Origin of the sequence: Pseudomonas psychrophila HA-4 (assembly GCF_000282975.1) — a bacterium.
Lineage (GTDB): Bacteria > Pseudomonadota > Gammaproteobacteria > Pseudomonadales > Pseudomonadaceae > Aquipseudomonas > Aquipseudomonas psychrophila_A.
In genome coordinates, this window is record NZ_ALJC01000117.1 from 39,024 (window position 1) to 63,403 (window position 24,380).

Below are 24,380 nucleotides of genomic sequence, written 5' to 3' on the forward strand. Positions count from 1 at the left end.
ATGGATACTTTTAGCTACTTGGGCCAGGGCTTCGGTGTTGCGCTCAGCCCTTACAACCTCGTCACCGCACTGTGCGGCACATTGATCGGTACGGTAGTGGGGCTGTTGCCCGGGCTTGGACCGATCAACGGCGTTGCACTGCTTATCCCCATTGCCTTCGCTCTTGGGTTGCCACCCGAGTCGGCGCTGATTTTGCTGGCGGCGGTGTACCTGGGCTGTGAATACGGCGGTCGTATCAGCTCTATTTTGCTGAACATTCCGGGCGAAGCATCGACTGTCATGACCACCCTCGACGGCTACCCTATGGCCCGCAAAGGCTTGGCTGGCGTTGCATTGTCTTTGTCGGCTTGGAGTTCTTTCATCGGGGCCTTTATTGCCACGTGCGGCATGGTGCTGTTCGCGCCGCTGCTGGCCAAATGGGCCATTGCCTTTGGTCCGGCAGAATATTTCGTGCTGATGGTATTCGCGATTGTCTGCCTCGGCGGCATGGCAGGCGACCGGCCCCTCAAGACTTTTATCGCTGCGCTAATTGGCCTGTTTCTGTCGTGCGTCGGGATTGATGCCAACAGCGGGGTCTACCGTTTCACCGGGGATAACATCCACCTGACTGACGGCATCCAATTCGTCGTACTGGTACTCGGGCTGTTTTCCATCAGTGAGATTCTGTTGTTGCTGGAAAAAACCCATCGCGGGCAAGAAGCGGTGAAAGCCACCGGGCGCATGATGTTCAACTTTAAAGAAGCGTCGGCCGTGTTCGTGGTGAATATCCGCTGCGGCTTACTGGGCTTCGTCATGGGCGTGCTGCCGGGTGCCGGCGCAACCTTGGCCAGTGCGGTAGCGTACATGACAGAGAAACGCTTGGCGGGTGCTTCTGGCACGTTCGGTCAAGGTGACTCGCGAGGACTTGCTGCGCCTGAAACTGCCATTGGTGCTTCAGCCTGCGGCGCACTGGTGCCCATGCTGACACTCGGTGTTCCAGGTTCTGGCACCACGGCGGTAATGATTGGCGCATTGTCGCTGTACAACATCACCCCTGGCCCACTGTTGTTTCAACAACAGCCGGACATTGTCTGGGGCCTGATTGCTTCGTTGTTTATCGCCAATATCATGCTGGTGATCCTCAACATCCCGATGATTCGTATCTTCACCCGAATTCTCGCGGTGCCAAACTGGGCGCTGGTGCCGGTGATTGCGATCATTACCGCCATCGGTGTGTATGCGGTCCACGCGACGACATTCGACCTGTTCCTGATGATCGCTATCGGCATCTTCGGTTACATCCTGCGCAAGCTCGATTTCCCGCTTTCGCCAGTCCTTCTGGGGTTCATCCTTGGCGGCCTGATGGAGCAGAACCTGCGTCGAGCGCTGTCTATTTCCAATGGTGCGTTGGATATCCTGTGGTCCAGCCCAATCACGATGGGTGTGTGGGTACTGGTCTCAATCATGCTGCTGTTGCCTATTCTGCGAATCTGGCGCAAACGCAGTGCCAAGCGCCGCGCTATAGCTAATGCCAATGCCAATGCCTGAATCCGGCTTTAAGAGTTGGTGGGCTACCCCGCTGGTCGGTCTGGCTGGCGGGTACCTCGCCAGCCTTATCGGCTGGCCATTACCCTGGATGGTCGGCTCTTTGCTCGCGATCATCCTGGTGCGCTGTTTGACCCCTTGGCAATTGACTGAGATACCCGGCGGACGCAAATGCGGGCAATGGGTGGTGGGCATCGGAATCGGCCTGCACTTTACGCCGGTGGTGATGCAGCAAGTGCTTGCACACTTCGGACTGATTTTTGTTGGCGCGCTGCTAACCAGCCTGTCGAGCGTTATCGGGGTATGGTTGATGCGCCGCAGCGGAGAAGACCGCGCCACTGCGTTTTTTTCCAGCATGCCCGGCGGCTCGGGTGAAATGGTGAACCTCGGCGCACGCAATGGCGCCGTTTTAAGCCGTGTTGCTGGCGGTCAAAGCCTCAGGGTGCTGGCCGTTGTGTTGTGTGTGCCAGCCACCTTCAAGTACGTGCTGGGCGAAGGCGCACCAGCTTTGCAACCCAGCACAATCGACTACTACTGGTTAGCCGTGTTGTTTCCAGCCGGCGCCCTGCTGGCCTGGACATGGCAGCGGTTGCGTCAACCCAATCCCTGGTTATTTGGGCCACTGCTGATCAGTGCCACCGTCAGTATCGCGTGGAACTTGCACCTCGGCCTGCCTGACGGCAGCAGCCAAATGGGCCAATGGTTGATAGGCAGCGGGCTGGGCTGTCACTTCAATCGCGCATTTTTCCGTCGCGCCCCATCGTTCATCGGACGAACCTTGCTGGGTACTGCATTGACGATGCTGATCGCCAGCCTGTGCGCGTTCGGCTTAAGCGCCCTGACCCATCTCGATCTGCGTTCCATCACTCTGGGCATGATGCCCGGCGGCATTGCAGAAATGAGCCTCACCGCACAAACACTGCAACTATCAGTGCCACTGGTGACAGCGCTGCAAGTCATGCGCTTGCTCTTTGTACTGTTTTTGGCAGAGCCCCTCTTTCGATACTGGGCACGCGTTACTCCCCGTTAGCGCACACACCTCACCTGTCTATGTAGGAATATTCCCCGTACTGTAATCGGCATTCCTACAAACTTGCTTCGTTGTTCAGCGGTTATCAGAACGATTATTTTTAGTGCTTCAAGAATAATCATTCTGTCCAGCACAACACTAAAAGCAAGGGCCGCCTATGAAAAACACCTCTCCTGCCGAAGTCTCACTTTCGGCTCAAAACCTGCACTCTCCACCACAGTTTATGCCGGCTCTGACCCCGAAAGAACAGGAGGTACTCGGGTGGTGCGCTCGAGGAAAGACCAGCGCTGAGGTTGCGATCATTCTGAACAGATCAGAGACAACGATCAATTTTCACATCGCGAACTTGCGGCTTAAATTTGGCGTTACATCGCGTCATGCCGCCGTCCTCAAAGCTATAAAACTCGGCATGCCTTTATTACCTTAAATGGCACTAAGCGAGCTTGCCCAGGAATATAACCATGAACTCTTCCATCGCCTACACCTCAACTTCCCATTGCCCCACCGACGATACATTTTGGCCACCCGTCAACTTGCGACAGCTAAGGGCCGCATTGTCATTAAATTCAACCATCAGTGAAACTCGACTTAAAATAGCGGCACTGGGCGCTACGTTAAAAGTAAACACGATGCTCGCGGCATGGCGTTTTAACTTGCGACAACAGGGCTATGTTCATCTCGAACACGTGCCAGCCCCAAGCATTGATGATTGCTCAATATTAGTGGCGTACTACATCAACGCCATTGAAACAACCACCGCCCTTGAGCTTTCCCAACACCTAAAAATCTCAGCGTGCGGACGGGCGTGCCACCTTGACGAACTATGCGCCAATGGCCTATTCACGAGTGAGAACAGGCATCATGACGAATGAACTCTTTAGTTTTGCTAATTATTGGTACCTCAACATCGGGTTGCCCATCATCGCGATGATTGATCGTGATGCGCTCTTTGGGGCGTCTCTGGGGGCTTGGGTTGTGACCAGCGCGCGCAGGTCTCTCAAGGGCTGGCAACATCTGGGGTCGTTTCTCCTGAGCGCCTGCGTCGGGTATCTGTTCACCCCGGTTGCTTTGCCACATCTGACAGGCTTGTCGGTCGGCGTCACTGCTTTTATCTGTGCGCTCGTGGTTATCCCTATCAGTATTAAACTTATGATTTGGGTGAACACCACTGACATTGTCGATGTGATACGACGATTTAAAGGCCCTAAATAAACTACACACGGGGCATGACAATTTCAAGACACGCTGATAACTCTTTCACTTTTTCATTTAGCCGCTGAAGCTGCTGTTTCTCTTCAATCACTTTATAAACAGCGCGTTGATCTGAACGATTTAACACGCGAAACATCAACACTAGTTTTTCTTCATACTCAGTCAACCTGCCAATTGATTCAACCAACGGTTGTGGCACCTGTAATAACATCGGGCCTTGGCCACCAAACAACCAATCAAGAGAGACCCCACGAGCCTGCGCTACTTCCATACATATGGAATAAGGAATGCGGCCCCGGCCCTTCCAGCTACTGAGCGTTTGCGGGCTGACACCCAGCACCTCAGAAAGTCCCGAGTCCGTTTTCACGTGGGTTATTTTTTTCAACCGCCCGAGTATTTCAATTGATTTATTGCTACTCACTTTGAATTATTCCAATTTGACTTTGTTGTGTTTTTTGGCAGAATTTACGCATTTTGAGTAATTTAAAGTCCTAGACATGTAACAAATATCATCCGAACCAAATAATATAGAAACAACAGACTAGGAAAAAACAAACACTTCCAAACAACACATCAAAAAGATTACTCAAAAGGAGTCAAAAGTCTTACAAGTACGGTTAAAAAATCTTACTCCCTATCAAAAGAACTGACATCTCCGCCTATAGGCTGTCAGCTCGCACTGATCAATGGATTGGTCTTTTTTTGAAATTAACGTGCTCATTTAATCGAGCACAAAACAATAGTTCAACTGGAGTCAGTCATGAGCACTTATAAAATGGTTTGTCCGCATTGCTTAAGCAGAATGCGTATTCGCACCAGCGAAGGTCGACATATCTTCTTGCGCGTCGCTTATTTGCAATGCACAACTGAAGCGTGCGGTTGGTCGGTCAGGGCCGAATTTGAAATGACCCATGAGTTGTCTCCCAGTGGCATGCCGAACCCGAATGTTCACCTTCCAGGCGTCAATCAAGAGTTGCGCCAAGCAGCGCTGCCTACCGAGAGAATTATTGATGAGAGCGTACGAGCATGATCCCTATTTACTCTCAAATCGATGGACAGCACTGCATTCAGCAAGCGGCACTGGATTTTTTACAACGTTACCAAGCTCGGCATGTCGGAAATGATCAGGTGCTATTTTGCAAAGCTGTTGAGTATTTGAGCTCAACTTTCGAACTGGCCACGCCTCTTGCGGAAAAACTGGTCAGTCATGCCTATGGCGATTTGAAGATCCTCCATGAACGACGACGTCTGGACATCAGTGCGAGCAGCGATACCCTTGCCGTCATTACCGACCCAGCCAACGGAATGACTTGGGCTGTGCCCGTCGGGGTAATTGTAGGAAGAATTATCGAGGCGCCAAACAACCGACGATTGCGCCTGGTCTGACTCAAATCGACCGCTAGGCTCTGTACGACATGTTTTCGCACGTGGGTTAGGCAAGGCGAAAACAGGCGAGAAAGCGGAGTCTACGGGTTGTAAATGAGTATTTCGGACCAGCTTTGAGCACCGCATTACCGAGCGCAGATACATTTCCTACAGAGCCTAGCGCGAGCCAGCACACCAGGCGCCTTACCTGGTGTGCCAAATTTTGGGCCGTCCCGAAACAGACAGAGACGACTTAAATCGGCGGTAACGCCCAGTCGACAGGCGATAAGCCATTCTGCTCAAGAAACTTGTTGGTTCGACTAAAGTGCCCATTGCCGATAAAGCCGCGGTACGCAGAAAGTGGTGACGGATGCACCGACGTCAGCACTAAGTGCTTGGTTGCATCAATCAGCTTTTGCTTGCTTTGTGCATGCGCGCCCCATAACAAAAAGACCAGCTTGGGCTGCTCTTCACTGACCACTTGAATAATACGATCGGTGAAACGCTCCCAGCCTTTCTTGGCATGAGAAGCGGCAATCCCCCGCTCCACCGTCATGGTCGTGTTGAGCAGCAGAACGCCTTGATCCGCCCAATGCTGCAAGCAGCCATGCGGGGCGATATCAATATTTAAATCGCGCTTGAGTTCTTTATAGATGTTGGCCAGTGAGGGCGGCACAGCGATGCCCGGTTGAACTGAAAAGCACAAACCATGTGCCTGGCCAGGCCCGTGGTAGGGGTCTTGCCCAATAATGACCACTTTGATTTTATCCAGCGGGGTGGAGTTCAACGCATTGAAAATAAGCGGCCCTGGCGGGTAAATTTCTTTTCCGGCCGCGTGCTCCAGCCGTAAGAACTCACGCAGCTCGCTCATGTAGGGCTCATCGAACTCCTCACGCAAAGCCTGCTTCCAGACAGCTTCAAGTTTTATACGATCATCCGACGTCATGGCTACACCCTGAAAAACAATGCCGCGGACACTAAAAAAGCTCGCCCTCAATGTCAATTGATCAATGCAGCGTTTTGATGCATCACAGACTGGCGCATCGAACGCCAGCCTGTGACAAGCAGCTTTGGAGCGGTACCTTAAGCCCGCTTATCGGCCTCCCCACCCCCTGCCCTGACCTGAACCGTAACCACCGCCATAGCCACCTCCGTAGTGATACCCCGGAGACGGACGGTAGCCTGGTCCCCAGTAACGGGGCGACGGCGCGTAGTAGCCCCGAGGGTAGACGTAGTAAGAACGATAACCGCCGTAGTAATAAGGCGCCGGCGACGTATACACCTCAGTGGTGCGATAACCGCTATAGCCCGAGTAATATGGCACGCACGCAGACACAGCCAAACTCAATACAACGATAGTGAGTAGACGACGATACATAGCGGCCTCCTGGACCGCGAAAGGGCACATACCAGCGGCGCTGGACGGCGGCAAACAGCAACGCTGCCTGACAGTGTTTAAGACCGTAAAAATAAGACTCGGTGCCGTGAATGAAAACTGTCAGACCAGCGGATGCACCCACGCTGATGCATCGCCCGGCGCCTAGAGTTTTCACAACACCTACACTCAAACCACTGACGCTGGCCCACTAACGGACACACTGACATGACTGCCCCTAACCTCTGCCCAGCGTGCGGTGCGCGCAATAACTGCTCTATGGCCAGCGAGCAAATCGAGGACCAACCTTGCTGGTGCTACAGCGTCAGCATTGACCCGCAGATCCTCCAGGCCTTGGCGCCCGAACAACGCAACAGTGCATGCCTCTGCCCGCGCTGCGCAGATGTGTTAAGCCAATTGCCGCCAGCGTCGACTCAACAGCTCACGTAAGATGCACACCTGTATTTCTTGTGATGTATCGCTATGCGCCTAGACCGTTTTCTTAGCAACTTACCCCAGTTCAACCGCCAGCAAGCACGCCTGCTGCTCATAGAAAAACGCGTTCACGTTGATGGTCAGGTTGTGTGTGACCCGCACCATGATGTCCGGGAGTTTAGCCATGTCGAGCTTGGAGATCAGGTCTTGCAGGTTGGTAAACCTGCGCGTTACTTGATGCTTCACAAGCCGCCCGGCTGCGTCAGTGCCACACAAGATCCCGAACACCCGACGGTGCTTGATCTGCTAAACGAGGCGGACAAACACGACCTGCATATCGCTGGCCGACTGGACTTCAACACCAGCGGCCTGATGCTCATCACCAATGATGGCCACTGGTCACGCCATCTGACCCAACCGCAGACCAAACTGCCTAAGGTCTATTACGTCGAGACCGAGCAACCCATCAGCGGCGAATATGTCGCCAAGTTCGAAGAGGGGGTGTTTTTCGCCTATGAGAACCTGACTACATTGCCTGCCAAACTGCAACTGCTCGGCCCTTGCAGTGCGCGCCTAAGTATCGTTGAAGGCCGCTACCATCAGGTCAAACGCATGTTTGGCTACTTCAACAACAAGGTCGTGCGCCTGCACCGTGAAAGCATTGGCCCCTTGACCCTCGACAGCCAGCTTGCACCCGGCGAGTACCGGGCACTCACTGCTCAGGAAAAAGCTGCGATCTTTTAAACGATCAAAAGCTCGCGAGGTAAGCTCGCTCCAACAGTTGAATGCGCGTATGGCCCCGCCTACCTGTCACAATCGCAGCGCATTATCCGCCTGACAGACGCTCGATTCACTGGAGTCAGACGCCATGATGAAGCCCGAAATCGCCGTGCTCGACATTCAAGGGCAATATCGAATACACACCGAGTTCTATCGCTCTGATACCGCAGACAACACCATCATCCTGGTCAACGGCTCTATGGCGACCACCGCATCGTTTGCCCAAACCGTGAAAAATCTGCACCCATATCTGAACGTCGTGCTGTACGACCAGCCTTATGCAGGCAAGTCAAAACCGCACAATCGGCATCAAGAAATGCTGACTAAAGAACTCGAAGCCCATGTGCTTCTCGAGTTGATCGAGCATTTTGATGCGCAGTACTTACTGTCATTTTCATGGGGTGGTACAGCCGCGTTGACCGCACTGGCGAGTGCGCCACGGCGCATCAAAAAAGCCGTTATCAGCTCCTTTTCGCCGCTCATCAACGCCCCTATGCGCAACTACCTGGAGCGCGGTCGCAATTGCCTAGCAGACTGCAACCGCACGCAAGTCGGCAACCTAGTCAATGACACCCTAGGCAAACACTTGCCGTCGCTGTTCAAGCGCTTCAACTTTCGGCATGTCAGCACCCTTGCCGAGCATGAATACGCTCAAATGCACTTTCATATTGATCAGGTACTGACGGGCGATCAGCAGTGCTACCTCAACGCCACGAAGAGCATTGAAATACCTGTGCTGTTTATTAATGGCGCCTGGGATGAGTACACCGCTGCAAGCGACGTCGTGCAGTTTGCGCGACCGATCCGCAACAGCCAGTTTATTTGCTTGGAAAACACCGGGCACTTTCTGGACATGGAACACAAGCAGGCCAGTCACATCAGCAAGATTGCCCTGCTGAACTTTTTAAAACCCCACGCTTCATTATTTTCCAGACCCACGCAACACATGTCGCTTGCGCTGTGATGCTCCCAGCGACACGAAAGAGTTTTAAACAACGTCAAAAAAATCATCTTTTAAGAATAAAAACTTCTCATCAGAGCCGACTTCTGGTACAAAGTTAGCCGCTTTGAGCGGGTATAGTTTAGTGGCAAAACGAAAGCTTCCCAAGCTTTAGTTGAGGGTTCGATTCCCTCTACCCGCTCCATATTTCCTAGCGTTTTCAGGCTCTTACGCCTACTTCTTTCTTGCCATTCCCCTCTTCGCGTCGAATCATTATCTGCATACCGCAGTTGCTGTAAGCGGAGCGTGTACCTGTTATTCATCCATCAACCGCCAAGAACAAGCCGCGAACCTGTGCCACTCACAGCACATCTGCCCGCAGTTGTGGAAAGACCTTTGAAACCTTGTTCAACAAGTAGTCGCCATACTCACCGTGGAAGGCATGCACATTGGTCTTATCCCAGCGCTGAGCGCTGTCGTCCTGTTGCTCAACCACGGGTAAACCGGCAATAGGCTGTACCCGAGCTCTGAAGTTGGGGTCGAAGAACAGCGGGAACGACAACCGGTCGGACCCCGAGGTGTTGCGTGCGACACGATGCGGCGTCGAGCGATACAAGCCACCTGTCATCCGGTCCAGCATGTCACCGATGTTGCACAGAAATGCGCCAGGGATGGGCGTCGCGTCGATCCAGCCTTGGGGTGTACGCACTTGCAGGCCACCGATGCTGTCCTGATGAAGAATGGTCAACAGCCCATAATCGGTGTGTTCGCCCACACCCCATTGCACATCCAGCCCTTCTGGAACGGGTTGCGAGGGGTAGTTGAACAGGCGGAACAAAATCAGTGGATCCGCGGTGTAGCGATCGAAAAAGTACTGTTCGTCCAAACCCAGACTCTGGGCGACGCCTTCCATCAAACGATGGCCCAATTGGGTGACCGCCTGCATGTAGGCGAGGATGGTTTCGCGAAAGTCGACGACGTCAGGAAACAGGTTTGCGCCATGAACCGGGGTTTTGGCCACGACTTCCGGCGCCGATTCGTCCAGTTCAGTCCCCAAGTACAAGCCTTCTTTCCAGTCTGGCCGATTGGAGGTCAGCTCACCGCCAAGCGGGAAGTAACCGCGCCAGGCTCGCCCACCCAATTCCATCCGCCAACGCAATTTAGTGGCCTCATCCAGCGCAAAAAACTCATGACTCAAGGTTTCCAGCCGCTGTACCAGTGCCGGGTCGATGCCATGCCCGACGACATAGAAAAAGCCCTGCTCGCGGCAGGCGCGGCTGATGTGCTCAGCGACTTCACTGCGCCCGCTTGCAGTGAACAATGGCGCCACATCAATGATGGGTAACTCTCGGATCGCAGTGTTCATGGCCACTCAGCCCTCAAACGGCAGACGAAAAAGGTGTTCGGATATCCGCCAAAAATTTCTGTGTGCGCGGATGTTCCGGGTTCTGGAAAAAGCGCTCGGCAGGCGCTCGCTCAAGTACTCGGCCCTGATCCATAAATAAAACCCGGTCGGCCACTTCACGGGCAAAGCCCATCTCGTGGGTCACCACGACCATGGTCATGCCATCGCGGGCCAGATCACGCATCACCAACAACACTTCCCCAACCATCTCCGGGTCGAGCGCACTGGTGGGCTCGTCAAACAGCATCAGCGGTGGGCGCATCGCCAGCGCCCGAGCAATGGCCACGCGCTGCTGCTGACCACCGGATAAATTGATCGGAAACGCGCTCGCCTTGTGCGCGAGCCCCACACGATCGAGCAACACCATGGCTTCTTTTTCGGCGTCTGCACGGCTCAGGCCACGCAACCGAATGGGCGCCAATGTGCAGTTTTCCAGCACGGTGAGGTGTGGAAACAGGTTGAACTGCTGAAACACAAAGCCGATGTGTGAACGAAACTGGTTCAGGTCCAGGTCCTTGGCGTGGATGTCCTGACCATCTATCAGGATGCGCCCGGACTTGATCGGCTCCAGGCGATTAAGGGTGCGGATCAGGGTCGATTTACCCGACCCCGACGGCCCGCAAATCACCACCACTTCGCCCTTGGCAATGTGCTCATCGACATCCACCAGCGCCTGATAGGTGCCGTACCACTTGTTAACTTTTTCCAGACGAATCATCAGGTCACCTTGCTGTTGTCAGTTAAGGAAACACGTTGCGTCTGACGCCTCTCAAGCCAGAAGGCGAAACGTGACAGGCCAAAGCACGACACAAAATACGTGAGCCCCAGAATCAGGTAGACCTGAGCTGGCATGGTGAATACCTGCGTGTTGATCTGCGAGGCGATAAAGGAGATTTCCGTGAGGCCAATGATGTAGCCCAATGAGGTTTCCTTGATCGTCGAGACAAACTGGTTAACCAGCGAAGGCAGCATCGTGCGCAACGCCTGCGGCAGGACCACCCAGCGCATCGTGCGCCAATAGCCGAACCCCAGCGAACGGGATGCTTCCACCTGCCCGCGATCCAGCCCCTGCACCCCGGCGCGAACGATCTCAGACAGGTACGCCGCGTCGAAGATCACCAGTGCAATCAGCATGGTGGTGAACTGGTCGGTCTTGAATCCGGTGAGGCTGGGCAGAAAAAAGTACGCCCAAAAAATCACCATCAATAACGGGGTGCCGCGCACCACAAACACCAACGCCGTAACCGGCCAACGCAGCCAGCGCCACGGGCTGAGCCGCGCCAAGCCGAACAACACGCCCAGCGGCATTGCCAATACCAGCGCAGCAGACGCCAGGATCAAGGTCAGTGCCAGCCCGCCGAGCGGCCCGTTGGGGTATTGACCCACTAAGAAATACACCCAGTACGAATCGATCAACTCTACTGTGGTCATCGTGATTTCGCCTGCACGTAGCGGTGTTGATACCACGCCGCAGCACCGGTAATCAGCAGCGACACGCTGAGATAGGCCGATGTGGCAAAGGCAAAGGATTCAAGGCTGCGGAATGTTGCGGTTTCAACCTGCCCGGCCTGATACATCAACTCGGCCACACCGACCACCGTGGCGATGCTGGTGTTTTTCCACAGATTGAGGGTTTGCGAGATCAGCGGCGCAATGGTCACCCGCAAGGCTTGCGGCAAGACCACCAGACGCATGCTCTCAAGGTAACCAAAACCCAGGGCTCGCCCGGCTTCCAGTTGCACGATAGGGATCGCGCGGATACCGCTGCGAATGTCTTCGCTCATAAAGGCTGCGGTGTACAGCGTCAACGCGACGATGGCGCTGATGGCTTCAATGTTGCCGGCGTAGAGCCACTCGCGTAAGGACTCAGGCAGAAACTCGGGCGCAGCGAAATACCAGAACAACATGTGCGCCAGCAACGGAATATTGCGGATTGATTCAACGTAGGCAAAACCCAGCCATTGCAGCGGCCGCACGGGTGACAGGCGCAGCAAAGCAATGAACAGTGCCAACGGGAGTGAGCACACTAACGTGACACAGGCGAGCTTTATAGACAGCATCAAGCCACTGAGCAGCATGTCGTGGTATTGACCGCTCAGGAGTAACGAATAATCAAAATCCGGCATCACGCGTAAAACTCTTGGAGACCGGCTGGCCATTCATTGGCGTTGCCTGGGGTTACCAGACCAGCAATGTCACGACCAGCCCGCCTAATGGCAGCGGTTACTCAACCTGATCGGAGTCGATCTTGAAATGACGCTCGGCCTGGTTCGATTTGGTGCCGGGGCCGTACCATTTCAGGTACAACTTCTCGGCCTCACCCGAGCTTTCAAGACGCGCGAGCGTTTTGTCGACTGCCACTTTCAAGTCGCCGCTGTCTTTGCGAACCGCCAGCGCCAACGCTTCGGTGCTGAGGTTTTCAGGGAGGATTGCGTAGCCCTTGGCGGCTGCGCCGATCTTTGCGTAATCGTTAGTCAGGGCCGACTCATCATCGACGAAGGCCTTGCCTTTGCCTTGTTGCAACGCCAGCAGCGCTTGTTGCGAGGTGTCAAAGGTCACAACTTTAGCAGTAGGCAGCGCCTTGAGGATGTTGGGTTCCTGAGTACCGCCTTTCACGGTCAGAATTTTTTCCCCGGCCAGTTGATCAAGCGCAGTAACGCCGCTGGATTTTTTCACCAAGGCTTTTTGCCCAGTAATCAACACCGAATTCGAAAAATCGACCAACGCTTCACGTTCTTTGTTGTGAGTCAGCGAAGCGGCCAGCAGATCAACTCGCCCCTGTTGCAACTCTGGAATGCGCGCCGCTACGGCGATCTGTTTGTAGACCGGCTTAACGCCCAGGTCCTTGGCAATTTCATTGCCCAGATCGATCTCGTAACCAATGATCTGGCGGGTCTTAGGGTCGACGAAACTGTTGGGCTCATCAGTACCCAAGGTACCGATCACAATCTCACCCTTGTTTTTGATGGCGGCGACATCGGCAAAAACGCCAGCGCTCACGAGAGACAACGCAACTGCAACGGCCGAACTCAGAAGGCTAATTCTCATCTCAGGATCTCAAAAGAAAAACTTAAGAACGTGACCCCGCCACTGATCAGCAGTGCAGGCCATTAGCCTTGGATACTAACAACCAGAACTTAAAGAGATAAAAGAACTATTTAATATATCTATATCGCATTAATGATTATCGGGCAGCTGTGACGAGTGCCATTCCTCCTTGTGGGCGCGGGCTTGCTCGCGATGCAGACGACTCGGCCTATCTGTTACACCTTGTCGACCCAATCGCGAGCAAGCCCGCGCCCACAGAGTACAGACGCTTTAATTGCCCTTCATGGCCGCCGTCAGCTTGTCGACGTTGTAGCGGAACATTTGCGCATACGTCGGCGCCGGGCCATCAACAGGTGACAGCGATTCAACGTAAAGCTCACCACCCGGTTGCGCGCCGCTGGCATTAGCGATTTGCTTGACCAGCCGCGGGTCACTGGAGTTTTCGAAGAAGTAGGTACTGACGTGCTCTTGCTTGATCTGTTTGATCAACGTGGCCACATCCGCCGCGGACGCTTCAGTTTCTGTCGAAAAGCCCAGCGGTGACAGGAAGGTCACGCCGTAAGCATCGCCGAAGTAACCAAACGCATCATGCGAGGTCAGAACCTTGCGTTTGTCACCCGGGATTGCCTGAACCTGCGCGCGGGCATAAGCATCAAGCTGTTCCAACTGCTTGATGTACTGCTCGCCCTTGGCTTGATAATCGCTGGCGTTGTCCGGGTCGGCCTTCTGCAAGGCACTGATGATATTGCGCACATAGACCACGCCATTCGCTGCACTGTTCCAGGCATGCGGGTCGGTGATCTGCTTGCCATCTTCCTCCATGCTGCGGGTCTTGATGCCATTGGACAGCACCACCGGCTGGCCTTGGTAACCCGAGGCTTTGATCAAGCGATCCAGCCACCCTTCCAAGTGCAAACCACTGACAAAAACGATATCGGCTCGCTTCAACGCTTGCGCATCATTAGGTGTGGGTTCGTAGGCATGCGGGTCGCCGTTGGGGCCAATCAGTGAGGTCACGTGCACATGGTCGCCGCCCACGTTATGCACCATGTCGGCGATGACGGTGAACGACGCCACCGCTTCGATGGGTTTGGCCTGAGCAAGGCCGGCAATACTCGACAATGCGAAAACAGCAGCCAGCAGTGTTAACGGCTTCATTGGAATCCCCTCTTCTTTTTGCGTGCCTGAAATCAGTGGGCGAGATGCGCTTTCGGGAACAGGCGGCGCACAATTCCGCTGCGCCCGAACAGCAGCGAAAACACATAAAAGGCGCTGGCGGTCAGCACAATCGCGGGGCCGGAAGCGACGCCGGCATGGAAGGACACGATCAAGCCAATAAAGCCTGACAAGGTGGCAACCAAGGTCGAGATGATCATCAGCGCGCTTAAGGATGTGGCCCAGAACCGCGAGACGGTCGCAGGGATGATCATCATGCCCACGGCCATCAATGTGCCAAGTGCCTGGAAGCCCGCCACCAGGTTGAGCACGACCAGCAACAGAAACAGCACATGATAGAGCGATCCGCTGCCGCCGACTGCACGCAAGAACCCGGGATCAAAACACTCCAGCACCAGCGGTCGATAAATCAGTGCGAGTACGATCAAGGTAAATGAGGCGATGCCACCGACCATGAAAATGGCCGGATTATCAATGGCCAAAATCGTGCCGAACAGCACATGCAGCAGGTCCACGCTGGAACCATGCAACGAAACAATAAGCACGCCTGCGGCCAAAGACGTCAGATAAAAGCTCGCGAAACTGGCGTCTTCACGCAGGCTCGTGAATCGGCTGACCAGCCCTGACAGCAAGGCCACCAAGAGACCTGCGATCAATCCGCCAAACCCCATCGCGGGCAATGACAAACCTGCAAACAGAAAGCCCACCGCGGCTCCCGGCAACACCGCATGACTCATGGCGTCTCCCACCAAACTCATGCGCCGCAACATCAACAACACGCCAACCGGGCCAGAGCCGATACCCAGCGCCAGGCAGGCGATCAGGGCTCTGCGCATAAAACCAAACTCGACAAAAGGCTGAATCAACGTCTGATAAATCATCATGACTGCTGCTCCTCATTCATCGCGCAGGGGGTTGCGTCATCGCTCCAGTACTCCGCCATGTTGCGCGCCCGACGCAAATTGTCGGCGTGCAAAACGGTGTCGGTGTCGCCCCAGGCAATCGCTTCGCGCGCCATCAGCAGCGTGTTGGGAAAGTGTTTGCGAACTTGGTCTATGTCGTGCAAAACCGCGATCACGGTACGGCCCTGACCATGCCAGTCGCGGATCAGCTTCAGCAGATCTTGCGTGGTACGGGCGTCAATGGCAGTGAACGGCTCGTCCAAAAGAATGACTGCCGCGTTCTGCATCAATAAGCGTGCAAACAACACCCGCTGAAATTGCCCCGCTGAAAGCGACCCGACACTGCGACGTTCAAACCCTTCAAGTCCTACTGCCAGCAACGCCTCTTGTGCCTGCCGAGCCTGCTCGCGACTGACACCGCGAAAAGCGCCGATGCTGCGCCACGCGCCCATGATCACTGTGTCTGCAACATTTAACGGAAAGCTGCGGTCGATTTCGGCGGCTTGCGGTAGATAACCAACATTGTGCAGCGCAAGGCTGCCGCGATCGACTCGCCCGGCGGCAGGTTTTAACGTCCCGGCAATGGCTTTAATCAGCGTTGATTTGCCAGCGCCATTGGGGCCAACAATCGCCGTGAGGCTGCCTGCCTCAAAACACCCACTGATGTGATGCACCGCGGGGCGGCGTTCATACGTGACGGTAAGGTCATCAAGGCTAATCCTGACTGCACTCATGGAATAGACACCGCCCATGCAATACCCAGCCACAACACAACCAAAATGGCCACAGATACCAGCAGTCGCCTACCCGCAGATTGAGCCAGTGCAGAACCGGCAATTGCGCCAACAAGGGGGGATAGAGAAGTCTTCACGCGGGTCGCTCGAAATATAATGTAATGATATTACATCCCGATAAATGATTATGCCTAGTGAATATCTGAACCGGTCATCGAACGCTGAAAATGCCTATGCACCCAGAGCCTGGGCTGTCTTATTCAATATCCGTTCTTTTTAATCGAGTACATCGCCGTGTCCGCGTGGTGCAGCAACTGCTGGGAGTCATCACCGTGCTCGGGGTACACGGCAATACCAATGCTGGGCACGATGTTGAGCACGTGACCGTCAAGCTGTATTGGCTGGCTGAGATCCTTGCGAACTTTTTGTGCCACGATTAACCCATGCGCTGGATGCTTGATGTTTTCCAACACCAGCACAAATTCGTCCCCACTCATTCTGGCAACCGTGTCGCTTTCACGGACGCACGCCTTCAAACGCAGCGCCACCTGTTGCAACAGCGCATCGCCGACAGCATGTCCGTAGCTATCGTTGACGAGCTTAAAGTCGTCCAGGTCCACATACAGCACAGCCAAATACGCGTGCTCGCGTTTTGCACGGGCCAGCGCGCTGTTCAAACGCTCATAGAGAAAATCACGATTGGGCAAGCGTGTCAGCGCGTCGTGTTGCGCCAGATACTGCAAGCGAGCATGCAGCTTTTGCCGTTCGATGGCCGCTGCTACCTGTGCCGACACGAACAGCAGCAGTTCTTTGTGTGACTCGGTGTAGCACTCGCTTGCTGCTGAACTCATCACCAGCAGTACTCCGATGATGCCGTTTTGCGTGGTCAGCGGGACGCCCAGCCACGATGGCGAATCCTGAACGCTGTGCAGCACAGGCAGTCCGCTGCGAATCACTTGGTCACATAGCCGATCCATCTCAAACATCGAATGTTCAGCGTGTTCAGCAACGTGATAGGGGAAATCAAATGAGCCTTGGGACTGGTCACAGAGCGCTACCGCAAAATTCAACGCCGGTAACCATTGACCAATCAGTTGGTGCACACGCTTGAACAGCGCTAACAAATTCTCAGCGGCATGGGCGGCTTCGGAGATGGCAAACAGCGCCAATTGCCGCGACTCGGCCTGTTTGCGTTCAGTGATGTCACGGGCGACAGCGACGCGCAGTTGATAGGTCTCGGACCAGCGCGCAGTCCATGAAATATGGACCACGCGCCCATCCTTGCGCAGGTAGCGGTTCTCGAAGTTGAGCTGAGGCTTGCCGCCCATGACTTCACTGGCGGCACGTAACGTGCGCTCATGATCCGCGGGCAAAACCAGCTCAATCATGGGGCGGCCGATCAGTTCGTGTTGTTCGTAGCCGAACACGCGTTCACAGGCCGCACTGACATAAACGAAATGCCCATGACGGTCGACGACACAGACCGCATCCAGCAACAGGTCAATAAAACTGGCTTGTGACAGGTATTCTTTGATGTCCATAGCGTGTTCTATGCCTCAGGGTCGAAGGTAAGCATCCATCCCTGTCACTCGCACGCTGCACTCCTTGCAGTTCACCTCAATCGTTACTGCTCACCAACCCCGGCAGTGCATGCGCCAAGGCACTGATCGCAAAACCGATAAACATCAGGCCGCACAAACGTGTAATCAGCAATTCATGGCGTTGATACAGCGCCCGAACATGTCCTGCCCCCACGATCCCGATCAAGATCGCGTAAGCCAGCGCCCCACCCACAAAGCTCAATGCGATAAGCCAAGGCAGCATGGACCAGGTCAGCAGTTCGGCACGTCCTGACAGCAGCGCAGTAAACGTCGCCACGGCCACCGGATAGGCTTTGGGATTGGTCAAACCGAAGAAAATACCGTGGGCAAAGGGCTGCCGTGCAGGGCCTTGCTGCGCCCCGCTACTGCGCTTGGCCCGCACGGCACGCAGGCCCAGCCAAAACAGATAAAGACCGCTGAGCAGGCCGAGCACATTGAAAGCGGTACTGCCAAATTCGCGCGCACCCACAATCGCAATCAGCGCTGTGCTGCACCAAATGACATCCCCCAACAAATGACCGCAGAGAAATCCAGCGCCCGCACGACGCCCGCGGGTAGCGCCAATCCCAAAAACAGCGAGGACGCCTGGTCCGGGAGTGATGCCATAGATAAAGCCCGAGGCCAGAACGGCCAGCAACAACGAAGGTGTCATGCGCAACGCTCCAGAAAAATCATGCTTCACGCGCTTCAGTCGCCCGTGAAGTTGTTCGATTTTGCACATTCTGAAACGTTATGTAACTGCACATCAGGCAAAACGCCATCAATCTTCAGCAAAACCTAGCGTTTAGACCGTCAAGGCCTTATCGACGCCCAAAATAATTCACCACCAACCGGTCAACCCAGCCCCAGATACGCTGTTTAACTCGCCCCCACAGTGGCCGTGACTGCCAGGTTTGCAAGCTGATGGGCTGGCTCTGGGCGAAGTCTGCAATGAAACTGGCGGTCACCGCCTGAGTCAGCGCGGGGTCGAACGCTTCAAGGTTGGCCTCAAGGTTGAAGCGCAGGTTCCAGTGATCAAAGTTGCAAGAACCGATGCTGGTCCACCCGTCGATCAGGACCATTTTCAGATGCAAAAAACGCGGCTGATATTCAAATATCTGCACCCCGGATTTAAGCAGTCGCGGGTAGTAACGATGCCCGGCATAACGTACAGACGGGTGATCGGTGCGCGGGCCCGTCAGCAGCAGACGCACATCAACCCCCCGATTGGCCGCACGGCGCAGCGAGCGCCGAACACTCCAAGTCGGTAAAAAATAAGGCGTAGCCAACCAGATATTCTGTTTGGCGCTGTTAATGGCCCGCACCAGCGAATGCACAATATCGCGATGCTGATGGGCATCGGCATAGGCTACGCGGCCCATGCCCTCGCCCTTTTCAGGCACTCGTGGCAGCCGCACAAGCCCGAAATGCCTGGCGGGCTTCCATGCTTTTCGGCTGATGTTGGCGCGCCATTGACGCTCAAACAGCATCTGCCAGTCTTGAACCAGCGGGCCTTGGATCTCGACCATGACTTCATGCCAGTCACAGGTGTTTCCCAGAGGCTGCCAAAACTCATCGGTGACACCCGTGCCGCCCACCACCGCTAACTGCTGATCCACCAGCAGCAACTTGCGGTGGTCGCGGTACAGATTATTCAGGCCACGGCGCCAGCTCAGCGGGTTGTAAAACCGAAGTTCAACACCGGCCTCTGTCAGCCTGCGACGCAAGTCCGAGGTAAACGCAAGGCTGCCATAGCCATCGAACAAGCAGCGCACCCGCACCTCACGCCGGGCAGCGTGTTCAAGTGCATGGACGATAGTTTCAGCGCAGTTTCCGGCTTCAACCAGATAGAACTCAAGATCAATGTGTGCGTGCGCCTGATCGATGGCCGCCAACATGCGCGGAAAAAATGCAGGACCATCTATCAGCAGTTCGAACTGATTGGCGCTGCGCCATGGAAACACTGCGCCAGCCATATCAACGGGCCGTGAAGATCAGCACCGCACTCACCGGTACTGAAAAGCTGATAGCCGACAATCCGGCCAATTTACGCAGACTTTCAAGTTCTGGCTGCAAACCAAAATCTTCGGCTTGCAACATCAGTGGCTCCAGGGTCACGACTTGAAAACGATGCTCGTCCAGACGTGTCGCCAACAGTTCGGCCTCATAGGTGTGCTGCTTGTCACGCAAATGGACAGTCACCGGCAAGTGCAATTCCAGTTGCGCGCCAGGCGCAAGGTCGTTGATGGGTTGCAGGTTTATTTGCGCGGTAATTCGCGCCTCCGGGAAGTGCTTGAAATCGAACAACTGATCGCGCATACGCTCATCGCGCAAAGGCACCGCGCTGTTGACCGAGTCCATTTCGATGCGCAATTGCGCCTGTCCCTTTCGGTCCACTTTGCCGTGCAACACCAAAAAACGGTGCATGTTCGCGACATTGGCATTTTGCGTGGTGATAAATGCAAGACGGGATGACTCACCGTCCAAGTACCAATTGGCCTGAGCAGACAGGCTGACACCCAAGGTCAATAACAGGGCGCAGGTTGAAGATAAAAACGCTTTAAACATAGACACTCATCGGCAAGAAAAGGAAAGAACAGTACCCCGAGTCAAGCTGTCTGGGCAGATTATTATTACAGCGTCTCTGAACACTTATCTGCCACGCCAGTTCCTTTAAACCCAAATCGGCTGTCATACAAGCATCACCCAATTGTCATGGTCATGACACTGCTGCTCCTTAGCCTGAGATTGCACACCTCAGTCGACAAGGCAGGCTTGATACCTGCACGGAGATTCGCAATGGCCCAGATCGCCCGTATCCGCGACACCGCTCAAGAACGCCGACTGCAGGCAGAACGTTTGCTTGGCCCAGAGGCCTTGCGCGAGGCTCAAGCCTTGCGCTTTCGGGTCTTCAGTGGCGAGCTAAACGCCAAGTTGAAAAGTGCAGAACGGGGTCTGGACATAGACGATTACGATGCTCACTGCGACCACATTGGTGTGCGTGACCTCAATACCGGCCTATTAGTCGCCACCACGCGTCTGCTGGACCACAGTGCCGCGCGAAACATCGGTCACTTTTACAGCGAGCAAGAATTCAGCCTGCACGGGCTGGCGCACCTGCAAGGGCCGATCCTTGAGATTGGCCGTACGTGTGTCGATCCGGCCTACCGCAATGGCGGCACCATTGCGGTGTTATGGGGCGAATTGGCTGAAGTCCTCAATCAGGGCGACTACCACTACCTGATGGGTTGCGCGAGCATTCCGATGCAAGATGGCGGCATTCAGGCCCAGGCGATCATGCAACGTCTGCGCGAGCGCTATCTGTGCACTGAGCACTTGCGTGCAGACCCCAAAAAGCCGCTGCCGGCGCTGGAAGTGCCGGCCAACGTTATCGCCGAAATGCCGCCGCTGCTCAAAGCCTACATGCGCCTAGGCGCCAAGATTTGTGGCGAGCCCTGCTGGGATGAAGATTTCCAGGTAGCGGACGTTTTTATTCTGCTCAAGCGTGATGAGTTGTGCCCGCGTTATGCGCGCCACTTCAAGGCAGCTATGTAATGAGCCGCTTGCGCCGATACGGGCGAGTGGCACGCGTGCTCGCGGTGGTCAGCCTAGGGCTCGGCATGGCGAGTATTTTTGGGGTGATGGAACAACTGCGCCTGAACAGCACGATGGACCGTCGGCAGCGCTGGTCGCAGTTTTTCATGAAGCGCCTCAGCAATGCTCTGCCCTTTCAGGTCACGGTTTTTGGCGAACGGCCTGCAACGCCAATGTTGTGGGTCAGTAATCATGTGTCGTGGACGGATATTGCGTTGCTGGGGCAACTGACTCCGCTGTCGTTTTTATCCAAAGCAGAGGTGCGTGGCTGGCCGGTGGCGGGATGGCTGGCGGCCAAGGCAGGCAGTCTGTTTATTCGCCGGGGTGCAGGTGACAGTCAGCAGATTCGCGAGCAAATGACCGGTCATTTGCGACAACAGCATTCGTTGCTGATGTTTCCTGAAGGCACGACGACCGACGGACGTTCAGTGCGTACGTTTCATGGACGGCTGTTGTCGGCGGCGATTGACAGTGAGGTGTCGTTGCAGCCGGTGGCTATCCGTTATTTGCGTGAGGGTGAGCCTGACGCGATAGCGCCGTTTATTGGGGATGATGATTTGCTGTCGCATTTGCTGAGGTTGTTTTCTCACGAGCAGGCGCAGGTTGAGATTCATTTGTTGGAGCCGATTGTTTGTCAGCAGCAGGAGCGCGCGGCGCTGGCGTTTAGGGCTCAGGAAGCGATTCGGAGGGTTGTGACGGGGACACCGGAACACATCGATTTTGTAGCAGTTGCCGAGCCTGCGAGGCTACGTCCGATTGCGCAGCGATCGTAAGCACTTAGATTTAAACCTGCTGCGGTTTTTCGCGCGCCACAGAACTGTGGGAGTCTGGCTTGCCAGAGATGGGGGTTTGCCCGGCTGAACACTTGTAGCCGCTGCCGAGGGCACGCCGTGACGGGCCATCCATGGCCCAACACGGCTCTCCCGGCATCCATGCCGGTCAACCCTCTGCGCAGAGCCTACACTCGGCCTCCCGAAGTCGCAGGTAGATCAAGATCAAAAACCAGATCAAAAGCAGGATTAAAAACTACTGTTGGACCTGTTTTTCTTTTTCTGCAAACGCTTGTAGCTGCGGGTAGAAGGCTCGAAAGTCTTCGCTCAGCGGTTCGTAGAGGGTGTGCAGGTCTTGCATGGCGCCCATCAGTTCTTGCGGGTGGGTCAAGCGGCGGGCGATGCCTTTGAAGACTTGCTCCAGCACGCCAAAGTCTCGATAGGATCCCAGCCAGTCGTGTGCAGCCATGTGCGGGGCGATGCTGGCCAGGCGCTTGGGTAGCTGGGGTTGCGATACCAGAACTTGGTAGAAGTCTGTGGTGAAGCGCTCTAAAGGGCCTTCGGCATAGTTCGACCAATCCCGGGCAAGGCAGTGATCGAAGAATACGTCGAGCACGATACCTGCATAACGGCGTCGGGTTTGGGTGAAGCGCGATAAGGATTGGTCAACCAAAGGGTGGGCATCAGTGAAGACGTCGATGCTGCGATGCAACTGGATAGCAGATTCAATCGCCGCGCTGTACTGGCCCTGCAGGCGCCCTTTTACGAAGTCGCCATAAAGGCTACCGAGTAATTCTTCTGGCCGCTGGCCACCAAGGTGCAGATGTGCGAGATAATTCATGCCGCGCAGTTTAGCACTCCACTATTCGGCCCAACCTATAAATATCGTTATAACCCGATATACCGATTTGTACTGATTTCAGATCAAAATCATATTTGTATATCGCGATATTACGATTTAAAGTTCGCCTCATCGCGATATAACGCTACACATCATTGAGCACTGCCATTATGCCGATCGACCTCGACGAAATAATAAAAGCGCTGGCACACCCAGTACGCCGAGAAATCATTCGCCTGCTTAAAGATCCGCAGGTCGAGTTTCCTGACCAGCATCACAGCACTGAGCACGGCGTCTGTGCCGGGCAGTTCGATCAACGCTTCGGCCTGTCGCAGTCCACTGTTTCAGCCCATTTGGCCACTTTGCAACGGGCAGGCTTGATCAGCAGCCAAAAGGTCGGTCAGTGGCACTTCTTTAAACGTAATGAGGAAACCGTCCAGGCCTTCCTCACAAAACTGAGCCAAGAGCTTTAACAAGGATTTCCATGCCTCTCTCGCTACTCATCCTGGCGCTCAGCGCCTTTGCCATCGGGACCACTGAGTTTGTGATCATGGGCTTGTTGCCCGAGGTCGCAGCCGATCTGGGTGTTTCTATCCCCGGCGCTGGCTGGCTGGTGACCGGTTACGCATTGGGCGTGGCTATTGGGGCGCCTTTTATGGCGCTGGCCACGGCCAGGCTGCCGCGCAAGGCCGCTCTTGTAGCGTTGATGGGCATATTCATTGTCGGCAACCTGCTTTGCGCACTGGCCAGTGATTACAACGTGCTGATGTTTGCCCGTGTGGTCACAGCCTTGTGCCACGGCGCATTCTTCGGCATTGGCTCGGTGGTGGCCGCAGGTCTGGTGCCTGCCAACAAGCGCGCGTCTGCTGTCGCACTGATGTTTACCGGCCTCACGCTGGCTAACGTGCTCGGCGTGCCATTGGGTACTGCTCTGGGCCAGACCGCAGGATGGCGCTCTACGTTTTTTGCTGTAACGGTGATTGGTGTCGTGGGGTTAATTGGCCTTATCCGCTTTCTACCGGCCAAGCGTGACGAGGAAAAACTCGATATGCGGTCCGAATTGGCGGCGCTCAAAGGTGCCGGAATTTGGCTCTCGCTGAGTATGACCGCGCTGTTTTCTGCATCGATGTTCACCCTGTTTACCTACGTCGCGCCATTGCTCGGTGATGTGACCGGCGTATCCCCCACTGGCGTGACCTGGACGTTGCTACTGATCGGCTTGGGCCTGACCCTCGGCAACATCATCGGCGGCAAATTGGCTGACAAGCGTTTGTCGGCCACGTTGATCGGCGTCTTCATCGCGATGGCGGTGGTGTCGACCGTATTGAGTTGGACCAGCGTTGCGCTGATTCCAACCGAGATCACGCTGTTCCTGTGGGCTACCGCCTCGTTTGCCGCGGTGCCCGCCCTGCAAATCAACGTTGTGACCTTCGGCAAAGCGGCACCGAACCTAGTGTCCACGCTGAATATCGGCGCTTTTAATGTCGGAAACGCACTTGGCGCCTGGGTAGGCGGCAGTGTAATTGCCCACGGTTTGGGCCTCACCAGCGTGCCATTGGCCGCTGCGGTACTGGCAGTCCTTGCGCTGCTGGTCACCCTGATTACTTTTCGCCAGAACGGTAACACCGTGCTGGCCACTGCTACACACTGATCCTTGAGAGGGCTGCAT

General features: G+C 55.1%; 29 protein-coding genes and 1 tRNA gene. 15 read left to right on the forward strand and 15 right to left on the reverse strand.

Features of this window, described 5'->3' with window-relative positions; translation table 11 throughout:
• The 5 genes from B347_RS0119735 (at position 1) to B347_RS0119745 (ending at position 3,766) form a co-directional block, all read left to right on the forward strand.
• Positions 1-1,527, forward strand: coding sequence for a tripartite tricarboxylate transporter permease (locus tag B347_RS0119735; RefSeq protein ID WP_019411415.1), 1,527 nt, complete (start codon positions 1-3; stop codon positions 1,525-1,527).
• Entirely contained in the window at positions 1,520-2,554 is a 1,035-nt protein-coding gene (locus B347_RS0119740; protein WP_019411416.1) for an AbrB family transcriptional regulator, read from the forward strand. Before B347_RS0119735 ends, B347_RS0119740 begins: the two co-directional genes overlap by 8 nt.
• 223 nt (positions 2,555-2,777) lie before the next feature.
• Positions 2,778-2,981: a response regulator transcription factor gene (locus tag B347_RS26115; protein WP_081498326.1), complete on the forward strand. Its 204-nt coding sequence runs from the start codon at positions 2,778-2,780 to the stop codon at positions 2,979-2,981.
• Between the two features lie 34 nt (positions 2,982-3,015).
• Positions 3,016-3,426 carry a head completion/stabilization protein gene (locus B347_RS26120; protein WP_081498322.1) on the forward strand — a complete coding sequence of 137 codons (411 nt, stop codon included), beginning with the start codon at positions 3,016-3,018 and terminating at the stop codon, positions 3,424-3,426.
• Positions 3,416-3,766 (forward strand): putative holin, encoded by a 351-nt coding sequence (locus B347_RS0119745; protein WP_019411417.1) that lies wholly within the window; start codon positions 3,416-3,418, stop codon positions 3,764-3,766. The genes B347_RS26120 and B347_RS0119745 overlap by 11 nt, the downstream gene beginning before the upstream one ends.
• Position 3,767: 1 nt before the next feature.
• Here B347_RS0119745 and B347_RS26125 read toward each other — a convergent pair whose 3' ends face one another.
• Positions 3,768-4,187 carry a helix-turn-helix domain-containing protein gene (locus B347_RS26125; RefSeq protein WP_081498323.1) on the reverse strand — a complete coding sequence of 140 codons (420 nt, stop codon included), beginning with the start codon at positions 4,185-4,187 and terminating at the stop codon, positions 3,768-3,770.
• Between the two features lie 339 nt (positions 4,188-4,526).
• On the opposite strand from B347_RS26125, the gene B347_RS26130 reads away from it, so the two are divergent.
• Together B347_RS26130 and B347_RS0119755 are read left to right on the forward strand one after the other, a co-directional pair.
• A complete protein-coding gene (locus B347_RS26130; protein WP_081498324.1) occupies positions 4,527-4,796 on the forward strand; it encodes an ogr/Delta-like zinc finger family protein in 270 nt (89 codons plus the stop codon).
• Positions 4,793-5,152 (forward strand): hypothetical protein, encoded by a 360-nt coding sequence (locus B347_RS0119755; RefSeq protein WP_019411419.1) that lies wholly within the window; start codon positions 4,793-4,795, stop codon positions 5,150-5,152. The genes B347_RS26130 and B347_RS0119755 overlap by 4 nt, the downstream gene beginning before the upstream one ends.
• A gap of 232 nt (positions 5,153-5,384) precedes the next feature.
• On the opposite strand, the gene ung is transcribed toward B347_RS0119755, so the two are convergent.
• The gene (gene ung, locus B347_RS0119760; RefSeq protein WP_019411420.1) at positions 5,385-6,077 is read right to left on the reverse strand and encodes a uracil-DNA glycosylase; all 693 of its coding nucleotides are present in this window, start codon (positions 6,075-6,077) and stop codon (positions 5,385-5,387) included.
• A gap of 657 nt (positions 6,078-6,734) precedes the next feature.
• Between ung and B347_RS0119765 the strand changes: the two genes are divergently transcribed.
• The 4 genes from B347_RS0119765 to B347_RS0119780 all read left to right on the forward strand — a co-directional run bounded on the left by B347_RS0119765 (position 6,735) and on the right by B347_RS0119780 (position 8,866).
• Positions 6,735-6,956, forward strand: a complete 222-nt coding sequence (locus B347_RS0119765; RefSeq protein WP_019411421.1) for a cysteine-rich CWC family protein — start codon at positions 6,735-6,737, stop codon at positions 6,954-6,956.
• Positions 6,957-6,989: 33 nt separating this feature from the next.
• Positions 6,990-7,685: a pseudouridine synthase gene (locus B347_RS0119770; protein WP_026014303.1), complete on the forward strand. Its 696-nt coding sequence runs from the start codon at positions 6,990-6,992 to the stop codon at positions 7,683-7,685.
• 127 nt (positions 7,686-7,812) lie between these two features.
• Complete coding sequence (locus B347_RS0119775; RefSeq protein WP_026014304.1) at positions 7,813-8,685, forward strand: alpha/beta fold hydrolase; 873 nt, start codon at positions 7,813-7,815, stop codon at positions 8,683-8,685.
• 107 nt (positions 8,686-8,792) lie between these two features.
• Positions 8,793-8,866, forward strand: a tRNA-Gly gene (locus tag B347_RS0119780).
• Between the two features lie 156 nt (positions 8,867-9,022).
• Here B347_RS0119780 and B347_RS0119785 read toward each other — a convergent pair.
• The 12 genes from B347_RS0119785 to B347_RS0119840 form a co-directional block, all read right to left on the reverse strand.
• Positions 9,023-10,027, reverse strand: a complete 1,005-nt coding sequence (locus B347_RS0119785; RefSeq protein ID WP_019411425.1) for an isopenicillin N synthase family dioxygenase — start codon at positions 10,025-10,027, stop codon at positions 9,023-9,025.
• Positions 10,028-10,040: 13 nt separating this feature from the next.
• Positions 10,041-10,784, reverse strand: a complete 744-nt coding sequence (locus tag B347_RS0119790; RefSeq protein WP_019411426.1) for an amino acid ABC transporter ATP-binding protein — start codon at positions 10,782-10,784, stop codon at positions 10,041-10,043.
• Positions 10,784-11,497, reverse strand: a complete 714-nt coding sequence (locus B347_RS0119795; protein ID WP_019411427.1) for an amino acid ABC transporter permease — start codon at positions 11,495-11,497, stop codon at positions 10,784-10,786. The genes B347_RS0119790 and B347_RS0119795 overlap by 1 nt, the downstream gene beginning before the upstream one ends.
• Positions 11,494-12,192: an amino acid ABC transporter permease gene (locus B347_RS0119800; RefSeq protein ID WP_019411428.1), complete on the reverse strand. Its 699-nt coding sequence runs from the start codon at positions 12,190-12,192 to the stop codon at positions 11,494-11,496. The genes B347_RS0119795 and B347_RS0119800 overlap by 4 nt, the downstream gene beginning before the upstream one ends.
• Before the next feature lie 97 nt (positions 12,193-12,289).
• Complete coding sequence (locus tag B347_RS0119805; protein WP_019411429.1) at positions 12,290-13,114, reverse strand: ABC transporter substrate-binding protein; 825 nt, start codon at positions 13,112-13,114, stop codon at positions 12,290-12,292.
• 270 nt (positions 13,115-13,384) lie between these two features.
• Positions 13,385-14,272: a metal ABC transporter substrate-binding protein gene (locus B347_RS0119810; RefSeq protein WP_019411430.1), complete on the reverse strand. Its 888-nt coding sequence runs from the start codon at positions 14,270-14,272 to the stop codon at positions 13,385-13,387.
• A 32-nt stretch (positions 14,273-14,304) separates the two neighbouring features.
• Positions 14,305-15,174: a metal ABC transporter permease gene (locus B347_RS0119815; protein WP_019411431.1), complete on the reverse strand. Its 870-nt coding sequence runs from the start codon at positions 15,172-15,174 to the stop codon at positions 14,305-14,307.
• On the reverse strand, positions 15,171-15,926 hold the full coding sequence (aztA, locus tag B347_RS0119820) for a zinc ABC transporter ATP-binding protein AztA (RefSeq protein WP_033388042.1): 756 nt from the start codon (positions 15,924-15,926) through the stop codon (positions 15,171-15,173). Before aztA ends, B347_RS0119815 begins: the two co-directional genes overlap by 4 nt.
• 260 nt (positions 15,927-16,186) lie before the next feature.
• A complete protein-coding gene (locus B347_RS0119825) occupies positions 16,187-17,467 on the reverse strand; it encodes a diguanylate cyclase domain-containing protein (protein WP_019411433.1) in 1,281 nt (426 codons plus the stop codon).
• Positions 17,468-17,543: 76 nt separating this feature from the next.
• Entirely contained in the window at positions 17,544-18,179 is a 636-nt protein-coding gene (locus tag B347_RS0119830) for a LysE family translocator (RefSeq protein ID WP_026014306.1), read from the reverse strand.
• Positions 18,180-18,327: 148 nt separating this feature from the next.
• A complete protein-coding gene (locus tag B347_RS0119835) occupies positions 18,328-19,482 on the reverse strand; it encodes a phospholipase D-like domain-containing protein (RefSeq protein ID WP_019411435.1) in 1,155 nt (384 codons plus the stop codon).
• Position 19,483: 1 nt separating this feature from the next.
• A complete protein-coding gene (locus tag B347_RS0119840; protein ID WP_019411436.1) occupies positions 19,484-20,074 on the reverse strand; it encodes a YceI family protein in 591 nt (196 codons plus the stop codon).
• A 231-nt stretch (positions 20,075-20,305) separates the two neighbouring features.
• On the opposite strand from B347_RS0119840, the gene olsB reads away from it, so the two are divergent.
• Together olsB and B347_RS0119850 are read left to right on the forward strand one after the other, a co-directional pair.
• Positions 20,306-21,061 (forward strand): L-ornithine N(alpha)-acyltransferase, encoded by a 756-nt coding sequence (olsB, locus tag B347_RS0119845; protein WP_019411437.1) that lies wholly within the window; start codon positions 20,306-20,308, stop codon positions 21,059-21,061.
• Positions 21,061-21,873, forward strand: a complete 813-nt coding sequence (locus tag B347_RS0119850; protein ID WP_019411438.1) for a lysophospholipid acyltransferase family protein — start codon at positions 21,061-21,063, stop codon at positions 21,871-21,873. The genes olsB and B347_RS0119850 overlap by 1 nt, the downstream gene beginning before the upstream one ends.
• A 253-nt stretch (positions 21,874-22,126) precedes the next feature.
• Here the strand turns inward: B347_RS0119850 and B347_RS0119855 are convergent, their stop codons facing one another.
• Complete coding sequence (locus tag B347_RS0119855; protein ID WP_019411439.1) at positions 22,127-22,711, reverse strand: ACP phosphodiesterase; 585 nt, start codon at positions 22,709-22,711, stop codon at positions 22,127-22,129.
• Positions 22,712-22,881: 170 nt separating this feature from the next.
• Between B347_RS0119855 and B347_RS0119860 the strand changes: the two genes are divergently transcribed.
• Together B347_RS0119860 and B347_RS0119865 are read left to right on the forward strand one after the other, a co-directional pair.
• Positions 22,882-23,184 carry an ArsR/SmtB family transcription factor gene (locus B347_RS0119860; protein ID WP_019411440.1) on the forward strand — a complete coding sequence of 101 codons (303 nt, stop codon included), beginning with the start codon at positions 22,882-22,884 and terminating at the stop codon, positions 23,182-23,184.
• Positions 23,185-23,195: 11 nt separating this feature from the next.
• Positions 23,196-24,362 (forward strand): MFS transporter, encoded by a 1,167-nt coding sequence (locus B347_RS0119865; RefSeq protein ID WP_019411441.1) that lies wholly within the window; start codon positions 23,196-23,198, stop codon positions 24,360-24,362.
• Positions 24,363-24,380: the final 18 nt, after the last annotated feature.

Coding starts and splice junctions, on each gene's coding strand:
- B347_RS0119735 (WP_019411415.1), top strand. CDS start 1: ATGGATACTTTTAGCTACTTGGGCCAGGGCTTCGGTGTTGCGCTCAGC.
- B347_RS0119740 (WP_019411416.1), top strand. CDS start 1,520: ATGCCTGAATCCGGCTTTAAGAGTTGGTGGGCTACCCCGCTGGTCGGT.
- B347_RS26115 (WP_081498326.1), top strand. CDS start 2,778: ATGCCGGCTCTGACCCCGAAAGAACAGGAGGTACTCGGGTGGTGCGCT.
- B347_RS26120 (WP_081498322.1), top strand. CDS start 3,016: ATGAACTCTTCCATCGCCTACACCTCAACTTCCCATTGCCCCACCGAC.
- B347_RS0119745 (WP_019411417.1), top strand. CDS start 3,416: ATGACGAATGAACTCTTTAGTTTTGCTAATTATTGGTACCTCAACATC.
- B347_RS26130 (WP_081498324.1), top strand. CDS start 4,527: ATGAGCACTTATAAAATGGTTTGTCCGCATTGCTTAAGCAGAATGCGT.
- B347_RS0119755 (WP_019411419.1), top strand. CDS start 4,793: ATGATCCCTATTTACTCTCAAATCGATGGACAGCACTGCATTCAGCAA.
- ung (WP_019411420.1), bottom strand. CDS start 6,077: ATGACGTCGGATGATCGTATAAAACTTGAAGCTGTCTGGAAGCAGGCT.
- B347_RS0119765 (WP_019411421.1), top strand. CDS start 6,735: ATGACTGCCCCTAACCTCTGCCCAGCGTGCGGTGCGCGCAATAACTGC.
- B347_RS0119770 (WP_026014303.1), top strand. CDS start 6,990: ATGCGCCTAGACCGTTTTCTTAGCAACTTACCCCAGTTCAACCGCCAG.
- B347_RS0119775 (WP_026014304.1), top strand. CDS start 7,813: ATGAAGCCCGAAATCGCCGTGCTCGACATTCAAGGGCAATATCGAATA.
- B347_RS0119785 (WP_019411425.1), bottom strand. CDS start 10,027: ATGAACACTGCGATCCGAGAGTTACCCATCATTGATGTGGCGCCATTG.
- B347_RS0119790 (WP_019411426.1), bottom strand. CDS start 10,784: ATGATTCGTCTGGAAAAAGTTAACAAGTGGTACGGCACCTATCAGGCG.
- B347_RS0119795 (WP_019411427.1), bottom strand. CDS start 11,497: ATGACCACAGTAGAGTTGATCGATTCGTACTGGGTGTATTTCTTAGTG.
- B347_RS0119800 (WP_019411428.1), bottom strand. CDS start 12,192: ATGCCGGATTTTGATTATTCGTTACTCCTGAGCGGTCAATACCACGAC.
- B347_RS0119805 (WP_019411429.1), bottom strand. CDS start 13,114: ATGAGAATTAGCCTTCTGAGTTCGGCCGTTGCAGTTGCGTTGTCTCTC.
- B347_RS0119810 (WP_019411430.1), bottom strand. CDS start 14,272: ATGAAGCCGTTAACACTGCTGGCTGCTGTTTTCGCATTGTCGAGTATT.
- B347_RS0119815 (WP_019411431.1), bottom strand. CDS start 15,174: ATGATGATTTATCAGACGTTGATTCAGCCTTTTGTCGAGTTTGGTTTT.
- aztA (WP_033388042.1), bottom strand. CDS start 15,926: ATGAGTGCAGTCAGGATTAGCCTTGATGACCTTACCGTCACGTATGAA.
- B347_RS0119825 (WP_019411433.1), bottom strand. CDS start 17,467: ATGGACATCAAAGAATACCTGTCACAAGCCAGTTTTATTGACCTGTTG.
- B347_RS0119830 (WP_026014306.1), bottom strand. CDS start 18,179: ATGACACCTTCGTTGTTGCTGGCCGTTCTGGCCTCGGGCTTTATCTAT.
- B347_RS0119835 (WP_019411435.1), bottom strand. CDS start 19,482: ATGGCTGGCGCAGTGTTTCCATGGCGCAGCGCCAATCAGTTCGAACTG.
- B347_RS0119840 (WP_019411436.1), bottom strand. CDS start 20,074: ATGTTTAAAGCGTTTTTATCTTCAACCTGCGCCCTGTTATTGACCTTG.
- olsB (WP_019411437.1), top strand. CDS start 20,306: ATGGCCCAGATCGCCCGTATCCGCGACACCGCTCAAGAACGCCGACTG.
- B347_RS0119850 (WP_019411438.1), top strand. CDS start 21,061: ATGAGCCGCTTGCGCCGATACGGGCGAGTGGCACGCGTGCTCGCGGTG.
- B347_RS0119855 (WP_019411439.1), bottom strand. CDS start 22,711: ATGAATTATCTCGCACATCTGCACCTTGGTGGCCAGCGGCCAGAAGAA.
- B347_RS0119860 (WP_019411440.1), top strand. CDS start 22,882: ATGCCGATCGACCTCGACGAAATAATAAAAGCGCTGGCACACCCAGTA.
- B347_RS0119865 (WP_019411441.1), top strand. CDS start 23,196: ATGCCTCTCTCGCTACTCATCCTGGCGCTCAGCGCCTTTGCCATCGGG.